The sequence below is a fragment of the Bradyrhizobium sp. 172 genome (genome assembly GCF_023101065.1).
Lineage (GTDB): Bacteria > Pseudomonadota > Alphaproteobacteria > Rhizobiales > Xanthobacteraceae > Bradyrhizobium > Bradyrhizobium canariense_D.
In genome coordinates this window covers 1,290,558-1,305,489 of the sequence record NZ_CP064701.1, presented here as the reverse complement: position 1 = coordinate 1,305,489, position 14,932 = coordinate 1,290,558, and the positions used below count along the sequence as shown (strand labels likewise).

15 protein-coding genes are annotated in these 14,932 nt (G+C 64.3%); 5 read left to right on the top strand and 10 right to left on the bottom strand.

Going from position 1 to position 14,932, the window contains the following annotated elements:
* Positions 1–263 precede the first annotated feature (263 nt).
* Positions 264–605, top strand: coding sequence for a hypothetical protein (locus IVB07_RS06230; protein WP_027520274.1), 342 nt, complete (start codon positions 264–266; stop codon positions 603–605).
* Between the two features lie 4 nt (positions 606–609).
* Here the strand turns inward: IVB07_RS06230 and IVB07_RS06225 are convergent, their stop codons facing one another.
* The 4 genes from IVB07_RS06225 to IVB07_RS06210 all read right to left on the bottom strand — a co-directional run bounded on the left by IVB07_RS06225 (position 610) and on the right by IVB07_RS06210 (position 4,091).
* Entirely contained in the window at positions 610–1,236 is a 627-nt protein-coding gene (locus IVB07_RS06225; protein WP_247767522.1) for a peptidoglycan recognition family protein, read from the bottom strand.
* A gap of 34 nt (positions 1,237–1,270) precedes the next feature.
* On the bottom strand, positions 1,271–2,482 hold the full coding sequence (locus IVB07_RS06220; RefSeq protein WP_247296158.1) for a GGDEF domain-containing protein: 1,212 nt from the start codon (positions 2,480–2,482) through the stop codon (positions 1,271–1,273).
* Between the two features lie 566 nt (positions 2,483–3,048).
* Positions 3,049–3,660: a LysE family translocator gene (locus tag IVB07_RS06215; RefSeq protein WP_247361004.1), complete on the bottom strand. Its 612-nt coding sequence runs from the start codon at positions 3,658–3,660 to the stop codon at positions 3,049–3,051.
* A 56-nt stretch (positions 3,661–3,716) separates the two neighbouring features.
* Entirely contained in the window at positions 3,717–4,091 is a 375-nt protein-coding gene (locus IVB07_RS06210; RefSeq protein ID WP_018453620.1) for a response regulator, read from the bottom strand.
* Between the two features lie 130 nt (positions 4,092–4,221).
* On the opposite strand from IVB07_RS06210, the gene IVB07_RS06205 reads away from it, so the two are divergent.
* On the top strand, positions 4,222–5,055 hold the full coding sequence (locus IVB07_RS06205; protein WP_247361002.1) for an SDR family oxidoreductase: 834 nt from the start codon (positions 4,222–4,224) through the stop codon (positions 5,053–5,055).
* A gap of 195 nt (positions 5,056–5,250) precedes the next feature.
* Here the strand turns inward: IVB07_RS06205 and IVB07_RS06200 are convergent, their stop codons facing one another.
* Positions 5,251–6,057, bottom strand: coding sequence for a lytic murein transglycosylase (locus IVB07_RS06200; RefSeq protein ID WP_085360517.1), 807 nt, complete (start codon positions 6,055–6,057; stop codon positions 5,251–5,253).
* Positions 6,058–6,560: 503 nt separating this feature from the next.
* Here IVB07_RS06200 and IVB07_RS06195 point away from each other — a divergent pair.
* Positions 6,561–6,797, top strand: coding sequence for a hypothetical protein (locus IVB07_RS06195; RefSeq protein ID WP_007614643.1), 237 nt, complete (start codon positions 6,561–6,563; stop codon positions 6,795–6,797).
* 18 nt (positions 6,798–6,815) lie between these two features.
* On the opposite strand, the gene IVB07_RS06190 is transcribed toward IVB07_RS06195, so the two are convergent.
* The 3 genes from IVB07_RS06190 to dnaG form a co-directional block, all read right to left on the bottom strand.
* Entirely contained in the window at positions 6,816–7,193 is a 378-nt protein-coding gene (locus IVB07_RS06190; protein ID WP_247296247.1) for a DCC1-like thiol-disulfide oxidoreductase family protein, read from the bottom strand.
* Positions 7,194–7,407: 214 nt separating this feature from the next.
* Entirely contained in the window at positions 7,408–9,558 is a 2,151-nt protein-coding gene (gene rpoD, locus IVB07_RS06185; RefSeq protein ID WP_247296166.1) for an RNA polymerase sigma factor RpoD, read from the bottom strand.
* A gap of 377 nt (positions 9,559–9,935) precedes the next feature.
* Entirely contained in the window at positions 9,936–11,948 is a 2,013-nt protein-coding gene (gene dnaG, locus IVB07_RS06180) for a DNA primase (RefSeq protein ID WP_247296168.1), read from the bottom strand.
* A 161-nt stretch (positions 11,949–12,109) separates the two neighbouring features.
* Between dnaG and IVB07_RS06175 the strand changes: the two genes are divergently transcribed.
* The gene (locus IVB07_RS06175; protein ID WP_018453613.1) at positions 12,110–12,673 is read left to right on the top strand and encodes a chlorite dismutase family protein; all 564 of its coding nucleotides are present in this window, start codon (positions 12,110–12,112) and stop codon (positions 12,671–12,673) included.
* Here the strand turns inward: IVB07_RS06175 and IVB07_RS06170 are convergent.
* Both IVB07_RS06170 and IVB07_RS06165 read right to left on the bottom strand, forming a co-directional pair.
* A complete protein-coding gene (locus IVB07_RS06170) occupies positions 12,670–13,068 on the bottom strand; it encodes a gamma-glutamylcyclotransferase family protein (protein WP_247296171.1) in 399 nt (132 codons plus the stop codon). The two genes, IVB07_RS06175 and IVB07_RS06170, sit on opposite strands and share 4 nt — an antisense overlap.
* Positions 13,069–13,113: 45 nt before the next feature.
* Positions 13,114–14,025 (bottom strand): transglutaminase family protein, encoded by a 912-nt coding sequence (locus IVB07_RS06165; RefSeq protein ID WP_018453611.1) that lies wholly within the window; start codon positions 14,023–14,025, stop codon positions 13,114–13,116.
* 91 nt (positions 14,026–14,116) lie between these two features.
* Here IVB07_RS06165 and IVB07_RS06160 point away from each other — a divergent pair, with 91 nt between their 5' ends.
* The gene (locus IVB07_RS06160) at positions 14,117–14,923 is read left to right on the top strand and encodes an N-formylglutamate amidohydrolase (RefSeq protein ID WP_247296173.1); all 807 of its coding nucleotides are present in this window, start codon (positions 14,117–14,119) and stop codon (positions 14,921–14,923) included.
* The last annotated feature ends 9 nt before the right edge of the window (positions 14,924–14,932 follow it).

Here is a 14,932-nt window from a genome sequence, read left to right as displayed (position 1 = left end):
CGACAAGTGACAGAAAGCCGGCGGCAACGCCGGCTTTTTTGTTTGGACGCAACTCTCGCCGTCATGCCACGCGAAGGCGGGGCATCCAGTACGCCGCGGCGCTTGTTGCAAGAGCGAGGTCTCCAATGCAGGCCTCCGGAATACTGGATCGCCCGGCTAAACCGGGCGATGACAGCGGGGTTGTGGCTCTGCCTTGAACCCGCGCTGCCGGTCGACCGACCAAAAGCATCGGGCCGACAGCATCAAGAGAACGGACACGCACCGTGTCGATCATCCTGCAATCCACCGTCGGCGGTTTCTCCGCCCAGTTCATGCGGAAGCTGCCGCTGGTCGAGCAGGCGATGCGCGACCACGGGCTCGAGCCGTCGGAGTTCGTGATCTCGAAGGACTACGCCTCGACCGCGACGATCCCGCTGATGGGTCCGTTCTTCTTCAACTACAGCGTCTACTTCGGCGACGAGACATTCACCGTCACCGAGCCGAACGACATGGTGTTCCTGGACTACTTCTTCAAACGCGTGCTGGCGGCGGATGACCCGCCGGAACTGCCGCGGCGGCCGGGCTTGATCCGGCGGCTGTTCGGCTGGATGTCGCAACCGGTGTAGCTCGTCACTCCCCCCAAACCCGCGCCAGCGTCGCGAGCCAGCAGCCTTCGCAATAGCGGGCGTCCTTGTAGTCGATCCAGTTGTGCGCATAGACGCGGTCGAGCGGGATGCCGTAGCGCGCGCGCAGGATCTGGAGGAGGATCTTCCACGCCGCGACCTGCGCCGCGGTCGGGCCCGTCGTGACGTCGGGATAGTTGCCGGCGAACTCGACGCCGATCGAATTGTCGCGCACCACCTGGCGATAGGTCGGCTTGTTGTCGATGTACTTGTTGTCGTTGCGGTTGGCACCATCGCCGTGGGTCGGCACCAGGTTTTCCGCGACCGCCCAATAGACGGTGCCGTCGGTCTCGACCCACAATGTGACGCCGCGACGCGTGGGGTTCTTCGCTTGCACCTCGGCACCGCCCCGCGCCGAGCCGGCCGGTCCCTCGGTCTGGTGCACGATGATGTTGCGCCACGGTTTTGCGTTGCCGACGTCACCCCATGGCGCCAGCCACACCATCTTCAGGCCGGGAATGTCGGGCGTGCCGGAGGCGCGCGCGAGCTTTGCGAGCTCGGCGTCGGTCGCAGCGGCAGGTGCGATCAGAGTGAGAGCGGCGAGAACGGCCGCGAGCAGGCGAGAGATCATCATGCGGGTCCAATGCGGACCTGACGTTAGCACGCCCTTACGCGAATTTGCGCAAGGCCTCGCCTGGACCGATCGGGTCAGGCATGAGCGGCGGCGCCGGATCGTGGACGGCAAAGTCGTTCTTGCCGTTCTTCTTGGCCGCATAGAGCGCGTGGTCGGCATGCGCGATCAGGCGGTCCGGAAACTGGCCGACGCCGCGGTCCCACTGCGCTACCCCGATCGAGATCGCGATCGGAATGTCGACGCCGGTGCAGGTGACGGCATCCTGGCGGCAGACCTCGAGCACGCGGCGGGCGATCGCAGCCGCCTCGCGCAAGGTCGACGAGGGCAGCACGACGCAGAATTCGTCGCCGCCGGTGCGGGCGAGCATGTCGCCGGGCCTCAAGCGCGTCTGCGCCATCAGGGTGAAGTGCTGGAGGCAGGCATCGCCCGCGGCATGGCCATGGGTGTCGTTGATGGTCTTGAAGCCGTCGAGATCGATGACCAGCAGCGAGAACGGCTCGCTGCTGCGCTCCGAGCGGGCGCATTCTTCGCTCAGCCGCTGCAACAAATGCCGCCGGTTGGCGACGCCGGTGAGATCGTCGAGTAGCGCGAGGTCGGCGACCTCGTTGCGCAAGCTGTCCATCGCCATCAGCAGGAAGCCGAAATTGAGCGTCATGGACAGGAACAGGAGACCCAGCACCATGACGCCATGAGCCTGGCCGCCGGCGCTTGCCGAGAAATCGCCGCCGAGCAGATTGCCCACCGTGCGGACGACGAGGATCGCGATAATGGCGAGGATGACGATGCCGGACAGCCGGGCGCCCGGACTGACGCGGCCTTCCGGCGGCGACAGCAACAGACGCAGCGCCAGCACCAGCGGCACGGCCTGACCGAGCGTGTAGCAGAGCATGCGCAGCTGCATGTTGTCGAAGCCGACCACGAAGAACACGACGCCGGCGAGGCTTAAGCCTGCTGTTGCGATCATGACGCGCCATGAGACGGGCCGGTGATAGAAGCGTTGAATGCCCATGGCGGCAAGGCAGCTCGCCGCGATGACGCCGGCAGCGCCAAGCAGGAGCGGCAACGGAGACGCGACGAACAGGCGCAGCAGGGCCGTCATCGCGCCGGTCGCGCCGATAAAGGACGATGCCATCCAGAACCGCGCGGCCGCGAATTTCGGATAGGTGCGCATCACGTAGGCCCAGATCAGGCCGAGCGCCAGGAAGTTGACGACGAACACGGTCCAGAGTGTCGGCACGTTCAGCATGGCGCACGCGGCGCGCGCAGCGTCGCGCCCTCCGTCCCTGCCAGCTGACCGTCCATGATCCCGTCCCCGTTTTCTTTGGGGGGACAATGCCGCCGCCGCGCTTAACGGAGTCTCACTGCGATCCGCGAAAGCATGACTTTGGTTTTGGATTCATGAACGGCTGGCGCATTGTCGGATCGTTAGGCATGCCGGCGATGCGGATTCGTGAGCTAAAATCACCCGAAAATGCATCTGAGCTGTGGATAACGCGATGACACGGATGTGACAGCGCGGGGCAGAAGCGCGCGAATCTGCTGAGCTTGTCATCGAGGATGTTGCGAGGCTGGCCCTCCGCCGAGCATCCCTCGTGTCGCGTTTCACCATTAACCCTGAAGAGGATCCTATGGCTAAGAAAGCGAAGAAGGCGAAGAAGGCGACGAAGAAGAAGGCCAAGAAGGCAGCGAAGAAGAAGTAGCGAGGCTTCTTATTCTTTGCCCGGGTGGAGCACGCTCCGCCCGGGCGTCGGGTGGGAGTTCTGAGTTGGAAGATGGCGGGCGCAAGGCCCGCTTTTTTGTTGGCTGGAGAAGCTATCGCACCGCGAACGCCAGCTTGGCGCCGAGCGCGGCGAAGCCGGCGGCAAAACTCCGGCGCAGCCAGGCCATGACACGCGGGCGGGAGATGACGCGCTCGCGCACCGATGCCGCACAGAGGCCGTAGACCACGAACACCGCAAACGTCATCGCCATGAAGGCGCCGCTCAATTGCAGCATTCGCGCCAGCACATGGGCTTCGTCCGCGGCGATGAACTGCGGCAGGAAAGCCAGGAAGAAGATCGACAGCTTCGGATTGAGGATGTTGATCAGGAAGCCGGTCACGATCACCCGACCGACCGAACGCTCGCGGATCTCGCCGTCGACTGCCAGCGCCCCGGTCTCGCGCAGCGCCTGCCAGGACATGTAGAGCAGATAGGCGACACCGCACCATTTCAGCGCGGCGAAGGCGAGCGCGCTGGTGTGGAGCACGGCGGCGAGCCCCAGCATCGCGGCCGTCATGTGCGGCACGATTCCGAGGGTGCAGCCGAAGGCAGCGGCGATGCTCGCGCGCGAGCCGCGGGTCAGCGCGGCCGCCAGCGTGTAGAGCACGCCGGTGCCGGGCGAGGCGACGACGATCAGCGAGGTGAGCAGGAAGGACAAGGTCATGGACCGACCTTATCACCGCGCCGCGGACCACGAAAGCCGGCCTGCCGGATCGACCCTCAGGACAGCTGCGCGATCTCGGCCTCGCGGAGCACGTCGAGCGGCGCCCATGGCTTGGCCCAGAACTTCGCGCCGTTCGGCAAGGCCTGCATCAAGGGCCGGCCGGAGGTGACGACGACGTCGAGCTTCGGGTTGCGGTCCTTGGCGACATGCGCGAGCTCGACGCCGTTCATGCGGCCGGCAAGCTGAACGTCGGTCATCATCAGGCAGAGCGCGCCGGCGCTCTTCTCCAGCACAAGCTCGGCCGCCTCGGCGCTCTCGCATTGAATGACGTCGTAGCCGCTTTCTTCGAGAAGAAGACTGAGCATCTCCCTCTGCATGAGGTCGTCTTCCACGATCAGTGCGGTGGCTCGAAACGGCTTTGCTTGTCCCATCGGCGGCTCCCAATGCTGCCTGTCTTCATCAAGTAACGTAGGTTAAGGTGGGAACCGCCATGCGGTTCGGTTCCAATATGAAAAAATGTAAATCATAGTTCCGCTCAAGTGGCTCGACGGGGGAATCATCATGACTGCAATCCGCGGCGCCGCCGCTATCACCGGAGCGGCAAGCGGCATCGGCCGCGCACTGGCGATCGAGCTTGCACGGCGCGGCTGCGATCTCGCGCTCGCCGATCGCGACGAGCCCGGGCTGAAGACGCTCGCGGCCGAGATCGGCGCCGCAAGCAAGCTCAGCCTGCATCGCGTCGATGTCAGCAAGCCCGACGACATCGCGCAATTCGCGCGTGAGGCGGCCACCGCGCATCCCGCACTTGGCATCGTCGTCAACAATGCCGGCGTTGCACTGATGGGATCGTTCGAGGAGATCGACCAGGCGCAGATGGACTGGCTGTTCGACATCAATTTCTGGGGCGTGGTGCACGGCACGCGCGCCTTCCTGCCGCATCTGAAGACGCTGGGCGAGGCACACATCGTCAATTTGTCCTCGATCTTCGGCATCATCGCCCCGCCGGGACAGTCGGCCTATGCCGCGGCGAAATTCGCGGTGCGCGGCTTTTCCGAGAGCGTGCGGCACGAGCTGGCCATGGCGGGCAGCCCTGTCAGGCTGTCGGTCGTGCATCCTGGCGGCGTCGCCACCGCCATCGCCCGCAACTCGCGCACCGGGGTCGGCGTCACCGACAACGCACGCCGGTCGCAATCGATCGAGCGGTTCGAGAACGCGGCAAGGACCACGCCCCGGGACGCCGCGCTGCGCATCATCAAGGGCATCGAGAGAAACGAGCCGCGCATCCTGATCGGCAACGACGCCCGCTTCATGGATCTCCTGCAGCGCTTCCGCCCGGCAACGTACTGGGCGCCGTTGCAGCGCAAGCTGGAGAGGATGGCGAAGGGGACGGAGTGAGGGGCGCCGTCGAATTAAACCGTCGTCCTGGCGAGCGTTCACGGACCTCTCCGTTGTCACTCCCCGCGAAGGCGGGGAATCCAGTACGCCGCAGCCTCTCCGTATTCTCGCGCGGTCTCTGGAATACTGGATCGCCCGCCTTCGCGGGCGATGACACCAAGTATGTGCGCGAGTGCTCCGTCTCTTTGGCTCCCCTCACTGCCCCGCCAGCCGATCGGCAAAATACCCGATCGTCTTGCGATAGATCACCGCCCTGTTCCATTCGCGCATGGCCTCGAAATTGGCGGTGCCTTCGCCGTAGGGCTGGCCCATCTTGAAGCCGCTGGTGTGGAGCAGGTTCGCGGTCGAGGCGAGCACGTCGGGGACGCTGTGGCGGAGATCGACGTGGCCGTCGCCGTCGAAATCGACGCCGTACTTGATGTAGGAGGACGGCAGGAACTGGGTCTGGCCGATCTCGCCGGCATAGGCGCCGATCAGGTCGCGCAGCGGCAGGTCACCGCGCTGCACGATCTTCAGCGCCGCGAGCAGCTCGCCCTGGAATAGCTCGGTGCGGCGGCAGTCATGCGCGAGCGTCGCCAGCGTGCGGACCACCGGCAGCTTGCCGATGTCGCCCTTGCCGAAATCGCTCTCCAGCCCCCAGATCGCAACCAGGATATAGCGGGGCACGCCGAACTGCTGCTCGATGCGTGAGAGCAGCGCGGCATGGCGCTGCAACAGCGCCTTGCCGCCATTGATGCGGCCGGGGCCGACGCGGGTCGAGACATACTGCTCGAAGCTCTTGTTGAAGGTGTAGCGCTGGCGCCGGTCGAAGGCGAGCACCGCGCCGTCCTGCTGCACGCCGCTGAGCGCCGCGCTGGTCACGCTCGCCGAGACGCCGGCGGCCTGCGCTTCCGAGGCCATGCTGGCGACAAAGCTGTTGAAGTCGCCGCCGCAGCGCGCGGCTTGCGCCGATCCGCCGGCCAGACAGGCGATGAAGGCGATGGCCAAGGCGTATTTCGACATTCGGATGAATCCTACAGGGAATGGGCGGGAGAGCGGCGCGCGATCATGCCCGGGAACCAGATTCGCGTCAAAGCGGCAAATCCTCACCAGAACCAATCGCATCCTGGCTCGACGAATGAAGTCCGATGTCGCGACCACTGCATATCTCATGCGCTCGCTGCGGCATCGCAGCGCCAGCGATTTGCCTTGCCATGGCATGGCGCCGGTTATAACATTCTATTCTAGGTTGTCGCCCCGCCAGCCCCGGGCGACGCTGAAGACCAAAATAAACGGCGGGCTTCGCGGCCCGCCGTTTGTTGAGGCAAGGGTGAGGCAAGGATCTCCTAAGGAGCGCATCGGGTTTTACGAAGGGTTGGACTCTTCCGCCCGACATCGAGGCGCCTCGTAAATGGGTTCGTCGATCGATCGCGCAGCTGGTTCTGCCGCTGCAGGGTCCGCGCCCAGCCACCGGAAACCTGCCAAAGTCATTTGACTATGGCCCCCTGATCGACGAAAAGCCGGCCATGGCCAAAAAACCCGGAACCAATCCCAAGGGCGAATTCGCCTTTTTCAACGTCTTCTATGAAGACGGCTCACAACGCTCCAACCGGCGCGTGCCCGCCGAATTGCTCGGCGGCCTCGACGGCGACGAGCCGGCCCGCGCCTATATCATGGAGCAGGACCGCGAGATCGCCGAAAAATCCGGCCGCCCGGCGCTTGAGATCAAGAACCTCGAGCGGGTCGGCGCGAAGAAGAAGTAGGTCAATCCAGGCAGGCGCTCACCAGCGTCCGCTCCGCCTGTTCCAGGCAAACAGCAGATCGGCAAACCGGTCATAGAAGAACCGGGTGAACGGCAGCGCCACGCGATTTCCGAACAACCCCGCAAGCCACCCCTCCCTCGGCGTCAGCCTCCACAGCGCAATCGCGACATCCGCGCCGACGATGAGTTGGCCGGCCTCATCGGTCGCATGCAGGCGGCGCCTGATGTCGCCGAGCGTGGCGCCAAAGCACGCCAGCGCCTCGGGCTGCTCGTTGATATCCCTGAATTCGATCCTACCCGCGCGCACCAGCGCCAACAGCTTGTTGCGCTGCCAGTCGATGCCGGCATTGCAGACAGGGCAACGGGTGTTGTACCAGACGGTGAGGTGAGCCGGCATCATCAAAGCATAGATGTCGATCCTTGCGACGTCGAGGCTGGAGCCATCCACCCGGAATTCCAGAATCGATGCGCCTCTCTGGTCGGGTGTATATTCGATTGGAAAAGCATGAGCCTCTATTGGGCTGAACGCTGTCGAAGTAGGCGTGAACGAAAACGGCGGGCTTTCGCCCGCCGTTCTTGTTTCAACAGACCACCAAGTGGCGGCGTTTGAACTAGTTATCCAGGAACGACCGCAGCTTCCTTGACCTTGACGGATGCTTCAACTTTCGCAGCGCCTTCGCCTCGATCTGTCGAATACGCTCTCTCGTCACCGAGAACTGCTGGCCGACTTCTTCCAGCGTGTGGTCGGTGTTCATGCCGATGCCGAAGCGCATGCGCAGCACGCGTTCTTCGCGCGGGGTGAGCGAGGCCAGCACGCGCGTGGTGGTCTCGCGCAGGTTGGACTGGATCGCGGCGTCGATCGGCAGGATCGCGTTCTTGTCCTCGATGAAATCGCCGAGGTGTGAATCCTCTTCGTCACCGACGGGCGTCTCCAGCGACAACGGCTCCTTGGCGATCTTGAGGACTTTTCGGACTTTCTCCAGCGGCATGCCGAGCTTCTCGGCCAATTCCTCAGGAGTGGGCTCGCGGCCGATCTCGTTGAGCATCTGGCGCGAGGTGCGCACGATCTTGTTGATCGTCTCGATCATGTGCACGGGGATGCGGATGGTACGCGCCTGGTCGGCGATCGAGCGGGTGATCGCCTGCCGGATCCACCACGTGGCGTAGGTCGAGAACTTGTAGCCGCGGCGATACTCGAACTTGTCGACCGCCTTCATCAGGCCGATGTTGCCTTCCTGGATCAGGTCGAGGAACTGCAGGCCGCGATTGGTGTATTTCTTGGCGATCGAGATCACGAGACGGAGGTTGGCTTCCACCATCTCCTTCTTGGCCTGGCGGGCTTCGCGCTCGCCCTTCTGCACCGAGTGCACGATCTTGCGGAACTCGATGATCTCCAAGCCGGTCAGCGCAGCTAACTGATGCACCTCGTGGCGGAGGTCCTTGATGCGGTCCTTCTCGTGATGGACGAAGTTCTTCCAGCCCTTGGCCGACAGCTTCGAGACACGGTTGAGCCAGCGCGGATCGAGCTCCGAGCCGGTGTAGTTGCGCAGGAAGTCTTCGCGCGCGACGCCATGGCTGTCGGCAAGGCGCATCAGGCGGCCCTCATGCGAGACGAGGCGCTTGTTGATGTCGTAGAGCTGCTCGACGAGACTGTCGATACGCGCCTGGTTCAGGCGCAGCGACTTCACCTCGACGATGATCTCGTCCTTGAGCTTGCGGTATTTGCGCTCTTGGTGCGGCGAGAGCGAGGGCCCGTGCGAGGTGCTCTCGAGCTGGTTCTGGATGTCCTGCTCTTGCAGCTTGCGCAGCTTCTTGTAGCTGTCGGCGATCTTGTCGAAGATCTCGACGACCTTCGGCTTGAGCTCGGCCTCGATCGCCGCAAGCGACATCTGGTTCTCGAACTCGTCGTCCTCGTCCATGTCGGCTTCGGCGGCGGATTCCGCCGGATCCTTCGCGGCGTCGCCGACATTGCCGGGCGCAGGCGCGGCGCGGAACGGGGTCGGCGCCGGCGGTGCGGCCGGCGGCGCGACATGCGCGGGCGCGGCGCCGGTGGCCTGGCCGCCTTCGGCCGTCGCTTCACCGGTCTCGCCGTTCGGACCGGCGATCATCGCATTGTTCATGCCGGCCTTGGCATCGGGCCCGGCATAGGTGGCTTCGAGATCGATGATGTCACGAAGAAAGATTTTTCCTTCGTTGAGCTCGTCGCGCCAGATGATGATGGCCTGGAAGGTCAGCGGGCTTTCGCACAGACCTGCGATCATCGCCTCGCGGCCGGCCTCGATGCGCTTCGCAATCGCAATTTCGCCTTCGCGCGACAGCAGCTCGACGGTGCCCATCTCGCGCAGATACATGCGCACGGGATCGTCGGTGCGCTCGCCCGGCTCGCTCTTCTTGACCTCGGTGACGGCCTTCTGGGTGACTTCGACGAGCTCGTTGTCGGTCTCGTCCTCGCCGCCCTCGTCCTTGTCCTCCTCGCCTTCGCTATCGTCGGCTTCGGTGACGTTGATGCCCATGTCCGAGAGCATGGACATGATGTCCTCGATCTGCTCGGGAGAGGTCTGGTCGGACGGCAAAACTTCGTTGAGCTGATCGAAGGTCACGAAGCCGCGCTTCTTGGCCTGCTTGATCATCTTCTTCACGGCCGCGTCGGACAGATCGAGCAACGGCGAGGGCGCGTCCTGGGAGTCCTTCTCCGGCGCGTCCGCTGCCTTGTCGTCTTTTTCCTTGTCCTTCGCCTGCAGCGTCTTTGCCTTGGTGGCCATCCATTGCTCCTAAACGCGTTTCACACAGACGTTCGCCGCGCCCGCGCAAAATCACTTGAACCTGTTGCTCGATGCTCTCGCTTCGTCAGATCTCGACACGGAAAGGGCGGCGCGGACCTCTTGTCGCCACCCCCGACCTTTCACTCGCCGGATTTGCCTAACGCTTCGTAGAGCCTCTTTGTCGCAGCGGATACAGGTGTAGTGCCAACAGCAATTGCGCGGATTCATTCCTGACGCGTCTGTTCTGCCTGCGGCCGCCTGGTGGCCAAAGTGCTACAAGACCGTTAAGCCTCGATTAACCCTGTTTTTGCCGCCAAACCTCGGATTTGGCGAGTCTTTTAGCGGTTCCGGTCCCGGCCGTCCGCATGATTCTTTCATCACACGCTCTTCTGGAACCGGCCCGACAGCTCGCCAAAACCCTCGATCAGGGCCTCGGTGCCGTCGACTTCGCCTATCCGAGCCTTGACGTCGCGCAGCCACGCCATGTTGGCCTCGCTGGGATCATCCCCCAAGGCCAGCTCGGCGTCTTTCAGCTCTCTAAGTAGTGAATGGTACTGCCGATGCAAGGCGACCAGCTGATGCCAGGTGGAGAGAACGTCGTCCCGTGCGGCGCCCTCACGGGCGCCCCACACCGCCGCGGTCGTGATACCGCTCTCAACCCTTTGAAGAGCCTGCGAAAATCCGCCCTTCTCGAGATCGCTGCGCATCTTCTCGGCGAGCTCGCCGGGGTCCGGCGAATGGTGATGGTCGTTGGCAAAGGCGGCGATGATGCCGGCCCGGAGCTTATGGACCTCGGGATGGGCGAGCTCCAGGGCCGCGACTTCCTCGAGATGATCGTGCAGCAGCCAGGGGTGATTGATCAGGATTTGCAGGATCAGGGCCTCCCGGCGGGAGATGGCGCTGCGCTGGCCGCGCATGATCGGGCTTGCCGCGAGCTGCGCGCTCGCCGCCTGGTAGGGTCCGGAGGGCAGCTGGATGGGCCCGGGTGGGCCGCGGCGGCCTCCAAATCCCTGACCGCCGAATCGATTCGCGCCTCCCCCACCGCGGGGCTGGAACTGACGGCCGGCCGAGCCGGGGCGGAAATTGCCACGGCCGCCGCCGAAGCCGCCGCGTGCGCCTTCGGGGGCAAAGGCGCGCTGAAGCCGCTCGGCAAGATCCTGCCGGTAATAGCGCCGCACCACCTCGTCGCGGATGCCGTTGGAGAGCTCCTTGATGCGCGCCTCTAGCGCGGCGCGGCGCTCGGGCGTGGCGAAATTGCCGCCTTCGAGCTCGCGCGACCAGATCATCTCGGCGAGCGGACGCGCCGCCGCGATCACCTCCTCGATCGCGCCACGACCGCCGGAGCGCACGAGATCGTCGGGGTCCTGCCCTTCCGGCAGCAGGGCGAAGCGCAGACTCTTGCCGGGCGCGAGGAAGGGTAAGGCGAGATCCGCGGCACGATAAGCGGCTTTCTGGCCGGCGCGGTCGCCGTCGAAGCAGAGGATCGGCTCGTCCGCCATTTTCCAGAGCAGCGCGAGCTGGTTTTCAGTGAGCGCGGTGCCGAGCGGCGCCACGCTGCCGGCAAAGCCCGCGGTGACCATGGCGATGACGTCGACATAGCCTTCGACCACGATGAGGGGGCTGCCGTCATGGGTGGCTTTGCGCGCGGTCTGGTGGTTGTACAGATTGTCGCCCTTGTGGAAGAGCGGCGTCTCCGGCGAGTTCAGGTACTTGGCCGGAACGTCCTTCTCCAGCGCGCGCCCGCCGAAGGCGATGACGCGGCCGCGCAGATCCATGATCGGAAACATCACGCGATCGCGGAAGCGATCATAGGGCACCGGGATGTCGTTGCCGGCCACCAGCATGCCGGTTTCGACCATGTCGTCGACGGAGACGCCGAGCTTGCCGAGATGCTCTTTCAGCGCAAAGCGATCAGGTGGCGCATAGCCCAGCCGAAACTGCAATTGCGTCGCCGGCGAGATCGCGCGGTCGGCGAGATAGCCGCGCGCCTTGGCGCCGACGCGCGAGGCCAGCGTCTCGGCAAAGAACTTGGCGGCGAGATCCATGACGTCATGCAGCGAGCGGCGCCGCTGCTCCTGACGCGCTGCATCCGGCGTCACCGCTGGCAGCGGCAGGCCCGCCATATTGGCGAGCCGCTCCACGGCCTCCGCGAACGGCAGGCCGTCGGTCTCCATCATGAAGCTGATGATGTCGCCGTGCTTGCCGGAGGAGAAGTCGTGGTAAAAGCCCTTCTGGTCGTTGACGTAGAAGGACGGCGTCTTTTCCTGCTGGAACGGCGACAGCCCCTTCCACTCTCGCCCCGCCTTCTTCAGTTTGACGCGCTTGCCCACGACTTCGGAGACCGAAAGCCGGGCCCGAAGCTCGTCGAGGAATTGGGGCGTGAAGCGCATCAGGTTGATTTCTGGGGTGAGTCGGGCGTTTTGCCAACGAATAGGCATATAAGGATGCCCCCGGGAAATACGATGCACTTAGGGCTTCTCCCGGCTATTCACAGGTCGAAGATTCGACGGAAAGCTTGAACCCGGCCCGGTTCCACGCTTCCATGGGGGCCATGTTCAGGACCTTCCGAGGCGGCCAGAGCGGGGGTTGGCGCATCACCTCGATTTCGCCGGTGACGGGCGAGCCCCTCGCCTTCATGCCAACGCTGTCGGTCACCGACAGCGAGGCCATCGCGTTGCCGCTGGTGCCCTCGCGCAATGCTTGGCGCCTGGTCGGTGTCGCGAGCAGCTTGCGCTACACCGAGCGCCCGGAGAAGCAGCAGCTCACTGCCGTGCAGGCCGGCCTCGGCCGGCTGGAAGCAACCAGTGGGGCGCTGATCCCGATCCGCAAGTCGCAGGCCTGGTGGGATCTGACCCAGGAAGAGCGCCGCAGGATCTTCGAGGACAAGTCGCATCACATCGCGAACAGCCTGCGCTTCCTGCCTGCGATTGCGCGGCAGCTCTATCATTGCCGCGACCTCGGCGGGCCCTTCGACTTCCTGACCTGGTTCGAATTCGCGCCTGCGCACGCCTCGCTGTTCGAGGAGCTGGTCGCGATGCTCAGGCGAACCGAGGAGTGGAGTTATGTCGAGCGCGAGGTCGACGTGCGCGCAGTGAAGGAAGTGCTGTCGGGCTAGAGCCCAAGAAAGCGGCCGGATTCGATGCGCGGCAGATCGGTGACGGGCCAGTTGTAGATGTAAGTCCAGGCCGGTGCCGTCACCCCGTCTGCACCTGTCACGTCGACCAGCTGGCGCAGATATTCGGTCGGCTCCGGAAAGCCCTCGCCGCAGGCCTCGTACATGTCGAGCTCGCGCAAGAGTTCGTCGGGCACGCGCAGGTGAAAGAGTTCGCCGTGGGCGCGGTCGGACGGCACATCGGAGAGCAGCAGCCCCGGATAATGCGTCACCAGAACGAGCCGGCCGCGGCAGGTCGCTTCACCCAGAAAATCCGCGTGGCCCGCAAGCAACCGCGCCATCGGATGGTCGAAGCCGCGCATCAGCGTGCCGTAGACGAAGAGACGATTGGAGGTCATGGCCTTCTATAACCATCAATCGGCAGCGTGCAAATCGCAGCGGATCTACAAAACCTCCGCCTCGAGTGTCTCGCCGCTGCATTGCTCGTCCGACACCACCCTGATGGTCACGTCCATGGCGTCGAACGCGCCGGCAGGGCCGATATAGACGCCGTGCAGCGGGATTGCCTGGCGCGGATCGCGGGCGACCGCGACGCGGATGAGGTCGCGGGTGCCGACGATGCCGTTGGTCGGATCGAACTCGATCCAGCCCGCGCTGGGCAGGTAGACCTGGACCCAGGCATGCGTCGAACCGCCGCCGACATGGCGCTGCTCGATATCCTCCGGCAGGAAGATGTAGCCGGAGACGAATCGTGCGGCGATTCCGAGATGACGCAGCGCCTCGATCATGAACAGAGCGTAGTCGCGGCAGGTTCCGCTACCGGACTGCAAGGTGTCGAGCGGATGCTGCGTGCCCAGCTCGTGGCGCTTGCGGTACTTGAACCGCTCGCGGATACCGTGGGTCATGCCGCTCAGGATCTTGAAGGTCGGCGTCGGCGCGTCCTCGTCGAGAAAGCCGCGCGCCCATTCCGCGATCTCGCCATCGGGATCGGTATATTGCGGCGTGATGTAGTGGACGAGGTCGGGAAACTCCTCATCGTCATACGCGAAAGGATAGAAATAGGCCGAGTCGTCCGGCGTCAGCGCGAACTCCTCGACCGGATTGTGCTCGACGGTGACGTGCCAGTCGAAGATCAGCGCGTCCGCGCGCTCGTCGAAATTCGCGATCGCGACGGAATTGCCGAACACGTCGTGGATCCAGTGCAGCGACATCGGCTCGGGCGATATCTCGAGCCTGGAGTCGAGCACGCGCAGATCATGCCCGTCGCGCGGCCGCAGCATGATCCTGTGTTCGCCGAACGCCACGGGGCGGGTGTAGCGATATTCGGTCTTGTGATGAATCGTCAGCAACGGCATCGTCAGGCAATCATGGTGATGTCGGGCGGACCAATCTATAGCAATCCCGCCCGATTCTTCGGGGTGACTGCTGTTTCATTAGGCAATCAGGATGGCTTTAGACACAATCGGGGCGACCAATCAACTCCTCAGCGAGGGTGACGTCCCCCCGGTGCACGAGGTGAATGCGCAAGGGACATCGCCTTTTTTGCTCACCTCGGACCACTACGGAAGGGTCCTGCCGGCTGCGCTTGGCGATCTTGGCGTCGCCGAGAACGAGCTGACGCGGCATATCGCCTGGGACATCGGCATTGGGGGCGTCGCCGACCGGCTGGCAGAGATGCTGGGCGCACATCTGATCGCCCAGCGCTATTCGCGGCTGGTGATCGACTGCAACCGCCCGCCCGCCGCCGTGAGCTCGATTCCCCTGATTTCCGAAGCAACCGCGATCCCGCGCAACGAGGGAATTTCGGAGCAGGAGCGCAAAGCGCGCCGCCGCGAGATTTTCGAGCCCTATCACCGGCATATCCATGCCGCGATCGACCGCCGCGTGCACGACAAGCGGCCGACGGTGCTGGTGTCGCTGCACAGCTTCACGCCCGTTTACGCCGGCGTCGCGCGTCCCTGGCACATCGGCGCGCTCTACAATCGCGACACCGTGCTGCCGCAGCTGCTGCTCAGGCATCTCCGCAGCGAGAGCGATCTCGTCGTGGGCGACAACGAGCCCTATGCGGTGAACGACCTCACCGACTACACCATCCCCGTGCACGGCGAAGCTCGCGGCCTCGTCAATACCGGCATTGAGATCCGCCAGGATCTGATCGCCGACCAGTCTGGCCAGCAACAATGGGCCGAGCGGCTGGCGCGGATTTTTGCAGAGATCGAGGTTGAACTGCGGGCGGAAAGGCTGGTCGATTAGCCCGACGGC